This window comes from Streptosporangium sp. NPDC000239 (assembly GCF_040300765.1).
Lineage (GTDB): Bacteria > Actinomycetota > Actinomycetes > Streptosporangiales > Streptosporangiaceae > Streptosporangium.
On the sequence record NZ_JBEPEI010000008.1, the window covers coordinates 33,441 to 49,684 of the forward strand.

Genomic DNA, 16,244 nt, shown 5'->3' on the forward strand with positions numbered 1-16,244 from the left:
TCACGTCCGCCATGACCAGGAGGTTCTCCGTGAGGAGTTCACTCAGACGACCTCGGCGACTTGAGCGACTGACCGTCATCGGTGGCCTGGCGACCGCGTTGTCCCTCGGGACCGTTCCGGCGTCCGCCGGTGGCGTACAGCTTCAGGCGCTGCCAGGCTCCAACCTGACGGCCGCGGCGTCCGCGACGGCGGACGCGCCACTGCCGGACTACGACAAAGAGATCGTCGGCCGGTTCGACTCGGCCAACTCCGTCAACCACATCCGGCACCTCGCCGTGGACATCGGCCCACGCCTGAACGGCACCCCGCAGGAGCGGGAGGGCGCGGAGTACATCGGCGGGATCCTGAAGTCCTACGGCTTCAAGGTGACCCTCCAGCAGTGGGGCCCGGTCTCGACCAAACGCGTCGCGAAGGTCACGTCCTCGGACGCCGACCTGCCCGGCGGGCCGAACTGGCAGATGGCAGCCTCGGCCAGCGGGAAGTTCACCGGCGACACCGGCGTGAAGGGCCAGGTGGTCGACGCCGGGACGGGCCAGTCCGCCACCGAGTTCCCGGCCGACACCGAGGGCAAGATCGTGCTGATGGACTACAGCACCAACGCCACGGTCCGCAACACCGCCGTGGCCAACGCGGTGAGCCGCGGCGCGCTCGCGGTCGTCCTGGCCTACCCGACCGGCAACTCCGCACCACCGTCGTTCACCCTCACCACTCCCCAGCCGGGGATTCCGGTGGTCGGCGGCGGCAGCGCGCACAGCGCCTGGCTCAGGGGACTCCTGGCCAAGGGGCCGCTGACGCTGACGATCGCGACGAACGAGTACGCGAACCCGATGGGCACCAACGTCATCGGCATCCGGCCCGCGGTCGGCGACCCGGACGGCACCACCGCGCCCATCGTCATGGTCGGCGCGCACATCGACTCGGTGCTGGGCGCGCCCGGCGCCCACGACGACGCCTCGGGCAACGGCGTCTCCCTGGAGGTCGCCCGGGTCCTCAGCCAGTACCCGCTGGACAAGGAACTGCGGATCGGCGGCTTCGGCGGTGAGGAGGGCGGTCTCCTCGGTGCCCGCGCGTACGTGAACACGCTGACCGCGGCGGAGAAGGCGCGGTTCGTCGGCGAGTGGCAGATGGACATGGTCGGCACGCCGTACGAGCCTGCCCGGCTGTGGGCGCTGACCCCGAACGGTCAGTCGAACTACGTGGTCCAGGAGGCCTACGAGTCGGCCGCCCGCGTCGGGTTCGACGGGCTGCGCAACTGCAGGCTCGGGCAGAGCGACCACCAGGCGTTCTACGACGTGGGCATCCCGTCCTCGCTGTTCATCTGGCTCGACTATCGGCCGCCGGCCCCGCCGGCCGTCTGCGGTCCCACGGGCGGGACGTACGTCACCGAGCCGCAGTACCACAGGCCGACGGACACGATGGACAACATCAGCCCCGAAAGGCTGCAGACCACCCTGGACGTCGTGGGCGGCGCGGTGGCGCACAACGCGCTGAACGCGGTGACGGTGTCCGCGCTCTCGGACGCCGGTCAGCCGCTGGCCGGGGCGCAGGTACGCGCCGACTGCGGCAACGGCCCGCGTGCCCTGGGCACCACCGGAGCCGACGGCAGGCTCAAGGCTGTCTTCCCGCACATCACGTGCGACTTCTCCGTGACCGCCGAGGGCGCGACGGCCACCGAGCGCGGAGTGGCGATCTCCGGTGACCGCGCGGTGAAGGTGACCGTCGACCTCACCAAGCCGACGATCTCCCTCACCAGGCCCGCCGACGGCGCGGTCTACACGCTCGGGACGGCCACGACCGCGTCGTACCGGTGCGAGGACAACCTGTCCGGGATCGCCGGCTGCACCGGCACGGTGCCCGACGGCGGCCCGCTCGACACCTCCTCCGTCGGCTTCCACGACTTCACCGTCAAGGCCGTCGACAACGCGGGCAACACCGCGAGCCGGAAGGTGACCTACCAGGTCGTCTACCCCTGGCAGGCCTACTTCCCGGAGACGATGTCGGGCAAGGCGGGCAGCGCCGTACCGATCAAGTTCAGCCTCGGCGGTGACCGCGGCCCCGACGTCTTCGCCCCCGGCTACCCGGCTTCTCAGCAGGTGGCCTGTGACACCGGGAAACCGATCGGCCCGGCCGAACCGACCCGTAACCCGGGCAACTCGAAGATCAGCTACGGAGGCGGCCAGTACAACTACGTCTGGAAGACCGACAAGAGCTGGTCCGACACCTGCCGTCAGCTCCAGCTGAAGCTCGACGACGGCACCGGCCATTTCGCCGTGATCACGTTGAGGTAGCGGCGTAGCCGCGACACGACCGCCCGGCCGGGAGACGGGATCGGCCCCGTTCCCCGGCCGGGTTTCCATCGGCGCCGTACCGGCCCGGTCCGTCGCCGGAAACCGGATCCGGGCCGGCGGCGCGGCTCCGCCCGCCGCGACCTCGGTGGGGATGTCGAGCACGGTCCGCCGTCACGTGGCGTCGGACTTGCGTCTGCGGTAGGCCCGCTGGCGGCAGGAGGGGGAGCAGTACGCCCTGGGGCGTCCCGAGGAGGGTTGTTCGACCGGCGTGCCGCACACGACACACACCCCTGTTTCGTCACTTGTTTCGTAACGTTTTTTGACCAGCAGTTCGATGCCGTCCAGCAGCCGGGCGAGGCCGAACTCGAAGGGGTCCTCCGGCCGGTCGTAGCCCCCCTCCTCCCACAGGCGAGCGATCACGGGGTAGCCGTTCAGCTGCTCGAACAGCGTGTCACGGCTTCCCCACCACTCCTCCTCACTGAGGCCGCTGTGCCGTTCGGCCTCGGCCGCCTCGACCAGCAGCAGCGCCTCCGAGTCGACGAACCTGCCGACGAGACCGGCCACCGCGATCACCTCGGAGGGGGGCAGGCCGGTCTCGGCGACCACGCCGAGCATCTGCTCGTAATGCGCGATGACGTTGGGGCCGGGCACGTGGCGCCCGCCCCGTATCTCCGACAGCCAGGGATGACGGCGGCGCAGCTCCCACCCCTGCCTGGCGCACGCCTCAAGCCGCGCCCGCCAGCCGTCCCTCCCCGTCGCGTCCACGTCCGCGTCCACGTCCGCATCCACGGTGCCCGGGCTCTCGCCCGTCACCGCGTCGCGCATGAGGTCGATGAGCTGCTCGCGGCCGGACACGTGCCGGTAGAGCGACATGGTGGTGAAGCCGAGCCGCTCGGCGACCTTGCGCATGGACAGCCCGGCCAGCCCCTCGGCGTCGGCCAGCTCGATGCCCGCGCGCACGATCCGGCCCAGGCTCAGCCCCCGCCTCGCCTCCGCGCCGTCCCGCCGCCACAGCAGTTCGACCGTGCGCTCAGGATCGTTCACCTTGTCATCCCTCATGTTTATGGTATACACCATGTGCACACCATAAACATGTTTCGAGGGGACACATCCATGATCGAACTGTTCGTCGCCCCCGACGGGGACGACTCCGCCCCGGGGACGCGGGAACGCCCGTTCGCCACCCTCGGCCGTGCCGGGCTGGCGGCCCGCGCCCTGACCGGCGAGGTCGTCGTGCGGCTCAGGGCGGGCGCGTACGCGCTGACCGAGCCGCTCGAACTCACCGCCGCCCCCGGCCGTGACGGCCGTGACGGCCGTGTCACCTACCAGGCCCACGGGTACGGCACCGCCGAACAGGAGGAGGTCGTCGTCAGCGGCGGCCGTACCGTCACCGGCTGGCGGGAACTGGACGGCGTGTGGCTGGCCGACGTCGGCGACCTGGAAACCCGCCAGCTCTACGTGGACGGCCGGCGGGCCGAACGGGCGGGTGTCGAGGCCCTGCCCGGCGAGATCACCCTGACCGAGACCGGCTACACCACCGACAGCACGGCGCCGTCGGCCTGGCGCAATCCGGGCGACGTGGAGTTCGTCCACCGGGGCGTCTACCCGTGGACCGAGGCCCGCATCGGTGTCGCCTCGGTCACGACCGGCGGCGACGGCACGGTGATCACCATGGCGCAGCCCGCGTTCGGACGCGCCCTGGAGCTGTACAACTCCACCTGGCAGGGCCAGACCTCACGGGGACCCGGCCTGCCGACCAGGGTGGAGAACGACGCCTCCTTCCTCACCGAGCCCGGCACGTTCGTCCTGGACCGCTCACGCCCCGGGCGGCACGTCCTGCGTTACCTGCCCCTGCCCGGTGAGCACCCGGAACGCACCCGGGTGGTCGCGCCGGTCCTGGAGACACTGGTGCGTGTCACCGGCGGGCGCGGTGTGACCTTCCTCGGGGTGACGTTCGCCGAGGCCACCTGGCTGCGGCCGAGCGGGCCCGAGGGCTTCCTGCACTACCACGGCAGCGGCTTCCACGTCGGCGGCCCGATCGACACGGTCCCGATCGACGACGCTGGCTCCTCGGTCACGGTGCCCCGGGAGCCCGTCACGATCCCGGCCTGCGTGGTGGTCGAGAACGCCTCCGGCGTGCGGTTCGAAGGGTGCCGCTTCACCCGGCTCGGCGCCACCGGACTCGGTGTCTCCACGTCGGAGGACGTCACGGTGCGCGGGTGCGACTTCGACACGCTCTCCGCCGGGGGGATCGTGGTCGGCGGCAGTCGTTCGGTCCTCGTCGAGGACAACCGGGTCCACCGCGTCGGCCTGGAGTTCTCCGGCTCGCCCGGCGTCGCGCTGAACGGCACGACCGGATGCACGGTCGCGCACAACCACATCGCCGACGTGCCCCACTGCGGCATCGTCGCCGGGCCCGGCACGGGCACCCGCGTCCTGAACAACCTCACGAGCGGCACGATGCAGGTGCTGGCCGACGGGGGAGGCGTCTATCTCGCCGGTCCGCAGGGCGGCTCCCACGACTCGGGGGCGGTCATCCGGGGCAACGTCATCGAGGACACGCGCACGCCGTACAACTTCGGCCTCTACACCGACTACGGCGCGGCGTGGGTGACGGTCGAGGAGAACCTGGTCGTCAGGGCCGACAGCACGGCTGTCCTGCACGTGTCGCCGCCGCTGGACAACGTCGTCTACCGGGGCAACCTGTGGGACGCCGACCCGGTCGGCGCCGACGCTCCGCCGCCGGGGGTTCTCTACGAGGACAACGTCACCTTCACCGGCGGGCCGGAGCCGGAGGCCGCCGCCGCGATCCGGGCCCGGGCCGGTCTCCTGCGGAAGGCCCCGGCGCCGTCCTGATCCGGGGTCCCGTTGACGCCCTCCCGCCCGCCGTACGGCTCTAATGGAGGGACTGCCGGACAACGTCGAGGAGACCGTCGTGACGACACGACCGCCCCTGCCGCCCTTCACCCTGGAAACCGCGCTGGAGAAGGTCCAGGCCGCCGAGGACGCCTGGAACACCCGTGATCCGGAACGGGTCGCGTCGGCCTACACCGAGGACTCCGTGTGGCGTAACCGCGACCGTTTCGTCACGGGCCGGGCGGAGATCGTGGCGTTCCTGCGGGAGAAGTGGGACCGGGAGCTTGACTACGCGCTCCGCAAGGAGCTGTGGGGGTTCCACGGTGACCGGATCGCGGTGCGCTTCCAGTACGAGTGCCGGGACTCCTCCGGTCAGTGGTGGCGCAGCTACGGAAACGAGCTGTGGGAGTTCTCCCCGGAGGGGCTCATGAGCCGGAGGGAGGCCAGCATCAACGACACGCCGATCTTCGAGGACGACCGGCGCATCCACGGCCCCCGTCCGGCCGACCAGCGTGGCGTCCCGCTTCCGATCCGCTGAACAGATCGTTTCGATCGACGCTCGGATGTCTAGCGATGCTAGAATCGGGGGATGTCGGTACGGGAACGCAAGGAGCGCGAGCGGGCGCACCGCCACCAACTGATCGTCACGACGGCTCGGGAGCTCGCCGAGGAGCAGGGGTGGGAGGCGGTCACCACACGCCGCCTGGCCGAACGCATCGAGTACAGCCAGCCCGTGCTCTACAGCCACTTCCGCGGCAAGCGTGAGATCGTCGGGGCCGTCGCCCTGGAGGGGTTCGCCGAACTGGCGGCGGCGATGCGTCGCGCGGTCGCGGACTCCTCCGGGGGGCGGGCCGCGGTGTCCGCGCTCGCGGAGACGTACGTCGGCTTCGCCGAACGCAACCCCGCGCTGTACGACGCGATGTTCCTTCTCGACACCGGCCTGCCCTTCGCCGACGCGGCGACCCCCGCGCCGCTGCGCGAGGGGTTCGGCGCGCTGCTCGACACGCTTCGCGACGTGGCGGGGGACGCCGACCCGGGTCTGTTCGTCGAGGTCTTCTGGGCGGCCATGCACGGCCTGGTCGCGCTCACCCGCTCGGGCCGCCTGCCCGCGGAGGGGTCGGCACAGCGGCTCGACCTCCTGGTCGACAGGTTCGCCGGCAGGCCGTGACGGCACACCGTCACGGCCTGCCGTCCAGGTCCTCGAACAGCGCGGCCGTCCGGTCCGCGCTCTCCAGGGCCCGGCGCCCGGTGGCGAGCAACCCCAAGGCCACGACGCAGACACCGAGCCCTGCCACCAGCCACCACACCCCCCGCTCGGCCGCGGTGAACGCCGTACCGCCGCGGGTGAGGGCCGGCCCCGTGATCATTCCGGCGATCGCGACGCCCAGCGTGGTGCCGCTCTGCCGTCCCGCCGAGGCCAGTGAGGCGGCCACCCCGGCCATCGAACGGGGCATCCCGGAGACCGCCGTGTTGGTGATCGGCGGGTTGACGGCCCCCAGGAAGACGCCGAACAGCAGGAACGTCACGAGCACGGCCGGCAACGGGGTCGCGGGGCCGAGCCGGAGCGAGGCCAGAGCGCCCAGGGCCAGGGCGCTCCCGGCGACCACCAGCGGCAGCCGGGGGCCGCGCGCGCCGACCAGCCTTCCGGTGAGGGGGGAGAGCACCACGGTCAGCGCCCCGACCGGCAGCAGGCACAGCCCGGCAGCAGGCACAGCCCGGCCGCCAGCGCGGACATGCCGCGCACCTCCTGCAGGTACAGGGTGGTCACGAACAGGAAGGCGCCGAACCCGCACAGCGCGAAGAAGGTCATCAGGATCGCCGACCCGAACGGCACACTCCGGAAGAGCCGCAGTTCGAGCAGCGGATCGGTACGGCGTGGCTCGTGGCGCAGAACGCCCAGCACGCCGAGCGCGGCGACCACGAGCAGCCCCAGGATCACCGGTGAGGTCCAGCCGAGCCGCCGGGACTCGATCACCGCGTAGACGACGCAGCCCAGCACCACGACCACCAGGGCCTGACCGGCCGGGTCGAAGCGGCGCGGGCGAGGGGCACGGGACTCGGGGACGAACAGCGCGGCGCACCCGATCGCGGCGGCCACGACCGGCACGTTGACCCAGAAGACGGCGTGCCAGCCGAAACCGTCGACCAGGAGGCCGCCGAGAACCGGGCCGAGCGCCAGCGCCAGGCCGGTCGTCGCGCCGAACACGCCGATGGCCCTGGCCCGGTCCGCGGGCTCGGGGAAGGCGGTGGCGACGATCGCCATGGCCACCGGGTTGAGCATCGTGCCGCCGACGGCCTGGACGACCCGTGCCGCGACCAGCCAGCCGACGCTCGGCGCCAGCCCGCACAGCAGCGAGCCGATCCCGAAGGCCGCCAGGCCGATCTGGAAGACGCGCCTGCGGCCCACCCGGTCGGCGGTCGAGCCCGCCGGCACCAGGAAGGCGGCGAGCACCAGGGTGTAGGCGTCCACCGTCCACTGCAGGCCCGAGACCGAGGCGTGCAGGTCACGGCGGATCGAGGGAAGCGCGACGTTGACGATGGAGATGTCCATGACCACGACGGCCGCGCTGACGCAGCAGATCGCGAGCACCAGGAGCCGGTGACCGGGCTCGTCGGCCGTGGTCCGGAATCGTGTCGGATGAATCACGACCGCGAGGCTAAGATTTAGAGCGTGCTCGAAGTCAATCCGCAGACGGCCCTCCCCGACGCCCAGGAGGGGCTGAGCATCGCCGAGGCCGCCCGCCGTACCGGGGTCAGCGTGCACACGCTGCGCTACTACGAGCGTGCCGGGCTGGTCGTCACCACCGTCGACCGCACCGTGGGCGGATGGCGGAGATACCGGAAGATCGACCTCGACTGGATCGTCGTCTGCACCAAGCTGCGGGCCACCGGCATGCCCATCAGGACCATCCGGCACTACGCCGAGCTCGTGGCGGCCGGACCGGGCAACGAACGGGAACGGCTCGCCCTCCTGGAGGCGCACCGCGGCGAGGTGACCGCCAGGCTCGCCGAGGTACGGGAAAGTCTCGACCTCATCAGCCACAAGATCGACGTCTACCGGGGGCGGCTCGCCGCGGGAGACGCCGACCGGCTGTGGGCCCCCGACCCCGGCCACGACTGAGGCGGCCCCCTCACGACAGCGGTTCGTCGAAAAGGGCGAGCTCGTCATCGCCGGGAGCCTGGAAGAGCCTCAGATACTCCTCAAGCAGCTCACGGCCGACCGGAGCCGTCCCAGGCGCCCCCTGTCTGTTGCGGACCTCCAGACGGCGGCACAATTCATCGACCGGTGTGGCCAGATAGCGCAGTTCGACAGGAAAACCGAGCGCGCGCCCGCAAACGCTTCTCGTCGCGTTCGGAACGCCCCCAGAAGCCGAACTCCAGGATCACGTTCTGCCCCAGTGCCGGCAACTCCTGGGCATGCTCCCAGAACCGCCGCTCAAGCCGGTCGCGCACGTCCGCGTCGAACAGGTCGACGCCGAGATCGGCCGTCCATTCGTCCGGGCACAGCCGCACCGCCGGAATCTCTCCCGCCAGCCGCTTGGCCGGCGTCGTCTTCCCAGAGCCGGGCGGTCCGCACAGCAGGATCAGTCTCGGCTCGGAGCCCGCGTCGCCCATCGGAATCCTCCATCGCTCCGGTACTCCGGCCGCCGCGCCGTCACGGCCGCCCTTCCGGTGGATCGTCCGCGTGACCGTACCGGCCGCCTTCGTGCGACCACGACGGCGGCCGACGTCCTGAGCGAATCCGGCCTCGTGCCCGGCTCGCCCACTGTGGCCGGATGCGTCCACGCGCCGCGACCGGCCGGCCGGCCGGCCAAAGGTGACGCGTCAGCACGTGTGCCGGCCACCAGGAGGACAACCCACGCCGGCCCATGACGAGTCAAACGGTGCCGCCCGTGAGGACTGTGTGACCCGGCGGGACGAAGAAGCCCCTCCCGGGAGAGCGCACGAAAAGTATCCGAGTGGCTACTTTGTGTGGCATCACGGAGGTGATTTCCCATGCCCAGCGCCAGCCAGATCGTGTGCGTGGCGGCCATGCTCGTCGCGGCCGTGCTGATCTGCGCGCCCGCCGCGCACGCCGACCCCCCGCAGACCAACCGGGAGCTCATCAACCGGATGGACGGCGGCCGTCTCGCCGTCCTCGGCGACAGCCTCGCCGACGGCGCCGAGGCGATCGCCCTGCGTCACCCCCGGTGGAGATACCGGACGGTCAAATGGACCTACACCGTCAAGGACGACGGCTACTACGTGATAAAGAACGAGGCGGCCAACAAGTGCCTGCAACCGGTGACGGGCCTTCCCAGGGAGGCCGACAAGGTGGTCGTACGAACGTGCAACGGCTCGCCCCTGCAGGACTGGTCGCGCCGCCCCGAGCAGGGTGACTCCGACCAGCGCACCGGCTGGGCCGCCTACCGTCCCCGGCTCAACACCACACTCGCGCTGACCCTGGACTCCTACCAGGGGCCCGGCAGCTGGGACACCCTCCACCTCGCCCGCGACCAGAACTCCACCGACCGGCTGTGGCGGTTCCTGCGTGAGGACGAGACCTGGTGACCGCCCGGCCGGCGAGCGGCGGCACCCTTGACGGCGCCGGTCAGATCGATTAGACCTCAGGGGTTCTGTTGATCACCCCCAGGAGGGCACCATGTCCGACAGCGCGTTGTTACGATTCGCGGCCCGCGCCGCACTGGCCGCCGCGACGGCCGGCTCCCTGGTCGCGCTCAGCTCCCTGCCCGCCTCCGCGGCCACGGACCCGGCCGCGCCCTCGGCCACCGACTCGGCCGCGAACCAGGCCGGGGGCAGGCCGCCGAGGCCGACGAACGGGCCGTGCCACTACACCCCGACGCCGGACGACCCCGCCGTACGGCGTGTGCCGCTGCCGCCGGACCCGCGTCGCACCCCCACCAGGACGGTCACCACGACCCTCAGCACCAACCACGGCCGGATCGGCCTGACCCTCAACGCCGCCAAGGCGCCCTGCACGGTGCAGAGCTTCGTGCACCTGGCCAGGCACGGCTTCTACGACTTCACCGGCTGCCACCGGCTGACCGCCTACGACCGCCTCAAGGTTCTGCAGTGCGGCGACCCCGGCTTCACCGGTGAGGGCGGCCCGGGCTACAAGTACAAGGACGAGCTGCCCACCGACCTGCCGCCGTGGCCCGGTGACACCACCGGCACGCGCAAGACCTACGCCCGCGGGGTGCTGGCCATGGCCAACGCCGGGCCTGACACCAACGGCAGCCAGTTCTTCCTGGTCTACGGAGACTCCGGCCTGCCGCCCAACTACACGGTCTTCGGCACGGTCGACGCGGCGGGCCTGGCCGCCCTCGACCGTGTCGCCGCGGGCGGCATCCAGCCGACGCCGGACGGCCCCACCCCGCCGGTCGACGGTAAGCCCGTCCTTCCGGTGAAGATCCGCCACGCCCAGGTCTGGCGCTAGTCTCCGTTGTCCGCGTGGTCCGCGGGTGCCCCCTCCATGCGGGAGTCACCGGCGGACCCCGGCACACGGTCTCAAACCCTGATGACGTCACTCTGAGACTCCGGGAACAGTGACGAGAGGAGACCGCCGTCGTCCACGGAGACAACGACGCGAATATCCTCGCCATCCCGGAATGCCTTTGAGGCGATCGTCCAGGTCTTCCCCTGTTCGTCCACGTACCTTTCGCGGACGCTCCCGTCGAGAAGCCTCTCCCCGACCTCGGACGCGGCCTCACCGGCCCAGTATCCGAGCTTTTCCACGGCTATGGCTCTGGCCTTCGATCGATTCACCTGTCTCCTCGCTTCCCAGGCCCGGGAAACCGGCCGAGCGTCTCCGGCGTGCGGACCCCGGAAGATCATGCATCCCGCTCTGGCTGCCGGACGAACCAGGCGCGGGAAATGGTGGAGGCCGACGAAGCCCTCGCGATCCGGTCGTCAGCAGGATGGGTGAATGGCTGACCTCACCCACCTGCGGGACCTGCTCGACAGTCAGGCGAAAGCCCTCCAGGTTCCCGGCGCAGCCGTCGGCGTGATCGTCGACGGCACCGAACACGTCCTCACCACCGGCGTCGCCAGCGTCGACGCCCCGGCCCCCGTGACGGGCGACACGCTGTTCCAGATCGGTTCGACCACCAAGACGGTCACCGCGACGGCGATCATGCACCTCGTCGAGCAAGGCCTGCTCGACCTGGACGGACGGGTACGGCGTTACCTGCCCGACCTGCGGCTCGCCGACGAGGAGGCCGCCGAGGAGCTGACCGTCAGGCACCTGCTCACCCACACCGGCGGCTTCCTCGGCGACGTCGACGACGGCGACAGCTGGGGCGCCGACGCCCTGGCGGCCTCGATCACCACCTACGACCGGCTGCCCCAGCTCTTCGCACCGGGGCGGCTCGCCTCCTACAGCAACGCCGGGTTCAGGCTGCTCGGCAGGATCGTCGAGGTCGTGTGCGGCAAGCCGTACGAGACGGCGGTCGGCGAGATCGTGCTCACGCCCCTGGGGATGGACTCCAGTTCCTTCTTCCCCTGGGAGGTCGCGACCCGGCCGCACGCCGTCGGCCACGTCGTCCGGCCGGACGGCCCGCACGTCGCGCACACCTGGGGGCTGTTCCGCGAGGGCATGCCCGAAGGGGGACTGGTCTCCTCGGTGCGCGACCAGCTCCGCTACGCCGCCTTCCACCTGGGCACGGGCGCCGTGGACGGCCAGGGGCCGGTCGGAGCCACGACCAGGGAGCTGATGCAGCGGGAGCACGTGCACCTCGGCGCGCCGTGGAGCGGCATCGGCCTGCCGTGGCTGCTTGAGGAACGGCCGGGCCTGCGGCTGGTCACCCACGGCGGCAACATCGGCAACCTGCAGCTGTCGTCGTTCGTGCTGGCCCCCGAGCACGGTTTCGCCGTCACCACGCTCACCAACTCGGCGCCGGGCAGGGTTCTGGGCACGCTGGTGACCGACTGGTGCCTGGAGCACCTGCTCGGCGTGCCGTCGCAGGCCGTACTGCTGCCGCTGGGTGAGCCCGGGCCGGAGTACGCGGGCAGCTACGACGCCGGGCAGTGGATCTTCGAGGTGGACGAGAAACTGACGGCGCGGTTCGTGCTGCGGCCCGAGCTGGTGGCCGCGGGGGTCGAGGGCATGCCCGACATGCCGCTCGCGCTGGTCGAGGGCTCCGACGACCTGACGATCGCCGCCGACCCCAAGCAGGTCATCGGCCGTTTCCTGCGGGACGACGCGGGCGAGATCGCCTTCCTGCACCTGGGCGGCAGGGCGGCCAGGCGCGTCCGCTGATCCGTGCCCCGAACGATCGGGGCACGGACCGCGCGAAGCAGGCGGATCAGGACTCGGGCTCGTAGGCGAGGTTCGGGCGCAGCCAGCGCTCGGTCTCCTCCTGGCTCATCCCCGTACGGCGCGCGTAGTCCTCGATCTGGTCGCGGCCGAGCCGTCCGACGGTGAAGTAGCGGGCGTCGGGGTGGGCGAAGAGCAGCCCGCTGACGCTCGCCGCCGGGGTCGTGGCGTACGACTCGGTCAGGACCATGCCGTGCGACTCCGCGCCGAGCAGGTCGAACAGCGTCCGCTTGCGGGTGTGGTCGGGGCAGGCCGGGTATCCCAGCGCGGGCCGGATGCCCCGGTACCGTTCGGCGTGCAGGTCCTCAAGGACGGGCTGGGAGTCCGGCTCGAACCAGGAACGACGCGCCTGCAGGTGGATCTGCTCGGCGAACGCCTCGGCCAGACGGTCGGCGAGCGCCTTGACCATGATCGCCTGGTAGTCGTCGTGGCTCTCCTCGTAACGGGCGGCCAGCTCCTCCGCGCCGTGCACGGCCACCGCGAACCCGCCGATGTGGTCCCCGGAGGGCGCCACGTAGTCGGCGAGGCTGCGGTTGGGCCGCCCCTCGGGCTTGAGCGTCTGCTGACGCAGCATCGGGATCCTGATGCCGTTCTCCAGCACCAGGTCGTCGCCCTCGGAGTGCGCCGGCCAGAAGCCGTAGACGCCCTCCGGCCGCAGCGAGCCGTCGGCGATGATCTGGTCGAGCAGCCGCTGCCCGTCGTCGTACAGGTCACGGGCGGCGGGCTGCTCAAGGATCGCCGGGAAGGTGCCCTTGAGCTCCCACGCCAGGAAGAAGAAGCGCCAGTCGATCATCTCGCGCAGCTCGGTCAGGCTCGGCCTGACGACCTTCAGGCCGGTGAACTCGGGGACGGGCAGCTCGTCGAACACCGGGCGTTCGGCGTTCGCGCGGGCCTCCTCCAGGGTGAGCATCGGCTGGCGCCTGCGGTTCTCGTGCGCCTCGCGCAGCGCCTGCTGCTCCTCACGGTTGGCGGCGTCGAGCGCCTCCGCCCGCTCGGCGTCCAGCAGGTCGGAGACCACCCCGACGACCCGGGAGGCGTCCAGGACGTGCACGACCGTGTTGGTGTAGGCGGGGGCGATCCGTACGGCCGTGTGCTGCCTTGAGGTGGTCGCGCCCCCGATGAGCAGCGGCAGCTTCAGGCCACGCCGCTCCATTTCGGCGGCGACCGAGACCATCTCGTCCAGCGAGGGGGTGATCAGCCCGGACAGGCCCACGGCGTCGGCGCCCTCCGCCACGGCCGTGTCGAGGATCTTCGCGGCGGGCACCATGACGCCCAGGTCCACGACCTCGTAGTTGTTGCAGCCCAGGACCACCCCGACGATGTTCTTGCCGATGTCGTGGACGTCGCCCTTGACCGTGGCCAGCACGACCTTGCCCTGGCCCTTGCGGGTCTCCACCTGCCCGGCCAGCCGGGCGCGCTCCTTCTCGGCCTCCATGAACGGTTCGAGGTAGGCCACCGAGCGCTTCATCACCCGGGCGCTCTTGACGACCTGCGGCAGGAACATCTTGCCCGAGCCGAACAGGTCACCGACGATCTTCATGCCGTCCATGAGCGGGCCCTCGATGACCTCAAGGGGGCTCGCGGCGATCTTGCGGGCCTCCTCGGTGTCCTCCTCGACGAAGTCGGTGATGCCGTGCACCAGCGCGTGCGCGAGGCGCTCGGCGACGGGCTGCTCCCGCCACGACAGGTCGACCTTGCGCTCGGTGCCGCTCCCGGAGACCGTCCGCGCGAACTCGATGAGCCGGTCGGTGGCGTCCTCCCGGCGGTCGAACAGGACGTCCTCGACGTGTTCGAGCAGGTCGGCGGGGATGTCGGCGTAGACGGCGAGCTGCCCGGCGTTGACGATGCCCATGTCCAGCCCGGCCCGTACGGCGTGCAGCAGGAACGCCGAGTGCATCGCCTCACGCACCACGTCGTTGCCGCGGAAGGAGAACGACAGGTTGGAGATGCCGCCGGAGGTGAGCGCGCCGGGGCAGCGCTCCTTGATGCGCGGCAGCGCCTCGATGAACTCCTTGGCGTAGCCGTTGTGCTCGCTCATGCCGGTGGCGACGGCCAGCACGTTCGGGTCGAAGATGATGTCCTCGGGGGCGAAACCGACCTGCTGCGTCAGCAGGTCGTAGGCGCGCCCGCAGATCTCGACCTTGCGGTCGGCCGTCTCGGCCTGCCCCTGCTCGTCGAAGGCCATGACGACGACGCCCGCGCCGAAGCTCTTGACCCTGCGAGCCTGTTCGAGGAAGGGCTCCTCGCCCTCCTTGAGGCTGATGGAGTTGACCACCCCGTTGCCCTGGACGCACTTGAGCCCGGCCTCCAGCACGCTCCACCGCGAACTGTCGATCATCACCGGGATCTTGGCGATCTCCGGCTCGGTCGCGATGAGGTTGAGGAAGGAGGTCATGACCTGTTCGCTTTCGAGCAGGTCGGCGTCCATGTTGACGTCCAGCAGGTTGGCCCCGCCCCGGACCTGCTCCAGCGCCACGTCGGCGGCGGCGTGGAAGTTCCCGGCCTCGATGAGGCGGCGGAACCGCGCGGAGCCGGTGACGTTGGTGCGCTCACCGATCATGACGAAGCCGGTGTCCGGGCCGATCTCGAAGGTCTCCAGGCCGGAGAAACGGCTGCGCCTGGGCGGGGTGGCGACCTGGCGCGGCGCCCGCCCGGCGACGATGCCCGCGATCTGCTTGATGTGCGCGGGGGAGGTGCCGCAGCAGCCGCCCACGAGGTTGACCAGCCCCTCGGCCGCGAACTCGCCGAGCAGGTGCGCGGTCTCCTCCGGCGTCTGGTCGTAGCCGCCGAACGCGTTGGGCAGGCCGGCGTTGGGGTGCGAGGCGGTGTAGGTGCCGGAGAGCTTGGCCAGCTCCTCCACGTGCGGGCGCATCTCCACGGCGCCCAGCGAGCAGTTCACACCGACGACCAGCGGCTTGGCGTGCTTGACCGAGTTCCAGAACGCCTCGACCGTCTGACCGGACAGGGTGCGCCCCGACAGGTCGACGATCGTCACCGAGATCCACAGCGGCAGGTCGGGCGCGACCTCCTGGGCGGCGGTGATCGCCGCCTTGGCGTTGAGCGTGTCGAAGATCGTCTCAACGAGGAGCAGGTCGACGCCGCCGTCGGCCAGCGCCGCGATCTGCTCGGCGTAGGACGCCTTGACCTGGTCGAACGTGACGGCCCTGTAGGACGGGTCGTCCACCCGGGGCGACAGCGACAGCGTGACGTTCAGCGGCCCGACCGATCCGGCGACGAACTTCCCGCCCGCCTCGTCGGCGGCCTGACGCGCCAGCCGCGCGCCCTGCAGGTTCATCTCCCGCACGTGCTCCTGCAGGCCGTAGTCGGCCTGGGCGATGCTCGTGGCGGTGAAGGTGTTGGTCGTGGTGATGTCGGCCCCGGCCGCGAGGTACTGCCGGTGCACGTCGAGAATGAGGTCGGGCCGGGTGATGTTCAGCAGGTCGGGGTCGCCGGTGACGTCCATCTCGTGGTCGGTGAACCGGTCGCCCCGGTAGTCCTGCGGGGTGAGCTTCGCGCCCTGGAGCATCGTGCCCCACGCGCCGTCGAGCACCGCGATCCGCTGGTCGAGGATGTCCCTCAGCCGCCGCGTACGCTCCGCACGCGTCTCGACCGGCGCTGTCTTCTCCACTTCGAGGCCTCCCTTCAGCTGGGAGGCGCCCTTGTTCGAATGGTGCGGGCCGAGCGTGGCGGGCGTGAGCCCGTTGCAGCGCCTCTCGACCTGAGAGCCAATCTTACTCACGCCCCAAGACGTTCTGTGATCCGATGGGCCGCGGGACGAATCCCCG

General features: G+C 71.0%; 14 protein-coding genes and 1 riboswitch. Of the genes, 8 read left to right on the forward strand and 6 right to left on the reverse strand.

Features of this window, described 5'->3' with window-relative positions:
* Positions 1 to 29: 29 nt before the first annotated feature.
* Complete coding sequence (locus ABT340_RS20975; protein WP_352012462.1) at positions 30 to 2,288, forward strand: PxKF domain-containing protein; 2,259 nt, start codon at positions 30 to 32, stop codon at positions 2,286 to 2,288.
* Positions 2,289 to 2,459: 171 nt separating this feature from the next.
* On the opposite strand, the gene ABT340_RS20980 is transcribed toward ABT340_RS20975, so the two are convergent.
* Positions 2,460 to 3,347 carry a TetR/AcrR family transcriptional regulator gene (locus ABT340_RS20980; RefSeq protein WP_352012463.1) on the reverse strand — a complete coding sequence of 296 codons (888 nt, stop codon included), beginning with the start codon at positions 3,345 to 3,347 and terminating at the stop codon, positions 2,460 to 2,462.
* Positions 3,348 to 3,401: 54 nt separating this feature from the next.
* On the opposite strand from ABT340_RS20980, the gene ABT340_RS20985 reads away from it, so the two are divergent.
* From ABT340_RS20985 to ABT340_RS20995, 3 genes are read left to right on the forward strand one after another with little or no spacing between them, the layout of a single operon-like run.
* Positions 3,402 to 5,144: a right-handed parallel beta-helix repeat-containing protein gene (locus tag ABT340_RS20985; RefSeq protein ID WP_352012464.1), complete on the forward strand. Its 1,743-nt coding sequence runs from the start codon at positions 3,402 to 3,404 to the stop codon at positions 5,142 to 5,144.
* A gap of 43 nt (positions 5,145 to 5,187) precedes the next feature.
* Positions 5,188 to 5,682 (forward strand): nuclear transport factor 2 family protein, encoded by a 495-nt coding sequence (locus ABT340_RS20990; RefSeq protein ID WP_352012465.1) that lies wholly within the window; start codon positions 5,188 to 5,190, stop codon positions 5,680 to 5,682.
* Positions 5,683 to 5,733: 51 nt separating this feature from the next.
* Positions 5,734 to 6,312 (forward strand): TetR/AcrR family transcriptional regulator, encoded by a 579-nt coding sequence (locus ABT340_RS20995; protein ID WP_352012466.1) that lies wholly within the window; start codon positions 5,734 to 5,736, stop codon positions 6,310 to 6,312.
* Between the two features lie 10 nt (positions 6,313 to 6,322).
* On the opposite strand, the gene ABT340_RS21000 is transcribed toward ABT340_RS20995, so the two are convergent.
* A complete protein-coding gene (locus tag ABT340_RS21000; protein ID WP_352012467.1) occupies positions 6,323 to 6,856 on the reverse strand; it encodes an MFS transporter in 534 nt (177 codons plus the stop codon).
* A complete protein-coding gene (locus tag ABT340_RS21005) occupies positions 6,814 to 7,791 on the reverse strand; it encodes an MFS transporter (protein WP_352012468.1) in 978 nt (325 codons plus the stop codon). The genes ABT340_RS21000 and ABT340_RS21005 overlap by 43 nt, the downstream gene beginning before the upstream one ends.
* Before the next feature lie 24 nt (positions 7,792 to 7,815).
* Between ABT340_RS21005 and ABT340_RS21010 the strand changes: the two genes are divergently transcribed.
* Entirely contained in the window at positions 7,816 to 8,265 is a 450-nt protein-coding gene (locus tag ABT340_RS21010) for a MerR family transcriptional regulator (protein WP_352012469.1), read from the forward strand.
* Positions 8,266 to 8,420: 155 nt separating this feature from the next.
* Here ABT340_RS21010 and ABT340_RS21015 read toward each other — a convergent pair whose 3' ends face one another.
* Positions 8,421 to 8,759 (reverse strand): P-loop nucleotide/nucleoside kinase family protein, encoded by a 339-nt coding sequence (locus ABT340_RS21015; protein WP_352012470.1) that lies wholly within the window; start codon positions 8,757 to 8,759, stop codon positions 8,421 to 8,423.
* Between the two features lie 381 nt (positions 8,760 to 9,140).
* Between ABT340_RS21015 and ABT340_RS21020 the strand changes: the two genes are divergently transcribed.
* Positions 9,141 to 9,695, forward strand: a complete 555-nt coding sequence (locus tag ABT340_RS21020) for an RICIN domain-containing protein (protein WP_352012471.1) — start codon at positions 9,141 to 9,143, stop codon at positions 9,693 to 9,695.
* Between the two features lie 91 nt (positions 9,696 to 9,786).
* Positions 9,787 to 10,581, forward strand: a complete 795-nt coding sequence (locus ABT340_RS21025) for a peptidylprolyl isomerase (protein ID WP_352012472.1) — start codon at positions 9,787 to 9,789, stop codon at positions 10,579 to 10,581.
* Between the two features lie 71 nt (positions 10,582 to 10,652).
* Here ABT340_RS21025 and ABT340_RS21030 read toward each other — a convergent pair whose 3' ends face one another.
* Complete coding sequence (locus ABT340_RS21030) at positions 10,653 to 10,910, reverse strand: hypothetical protein (protein ID WP_352012473.1); 258 nt, start codon at positions 10,908 to 10,910, stop codon at positions 10,653 to 10,655.
* A gap of 160 nt (positions 10,911 to 11,070) precedes the next feature.
* Here ABT340_RS21030 and ABT340_RS21035 point away from each other — a divergent pair, with 160 nt between their 5' ends.
* Entirely contained in the window at positions 11,071 to 12,402 is a 1,332-nt protein-coding gene (locus tag ABT340_RS21035; RefSeq protein WP_352012474.1) for a serine hydrolase domain-containing protein, read from the forward strand.
* A 46-nt stretch (positions 12,403 to 12,448) separates the two neighbouring features.
* Here ABT340_RS21035 and metH read toward each other — a convergent pair whose 3' ends face one another.
* Complete coding sequence (metH, locus tag ABT340_RS21040) at positions 12,449 to 16,087, reverse strand: methionine synthase (protein ID WP_352012475.1); 3,639 nt, start codon at positions 16,085 to 16,087, stop codon at positions 12,449 to 12,451.
* Positions 16,088 to 16,103: 16 nt separating this feature from the next.
* Positions 16,104 to 16,180: riboswitch (S-adenosyl-L-homocysteine riboswitch) on the reverse strand.
* Between the last annotated feature and the right edge of the window lie 64 nt (positions 16,181 to 16,244).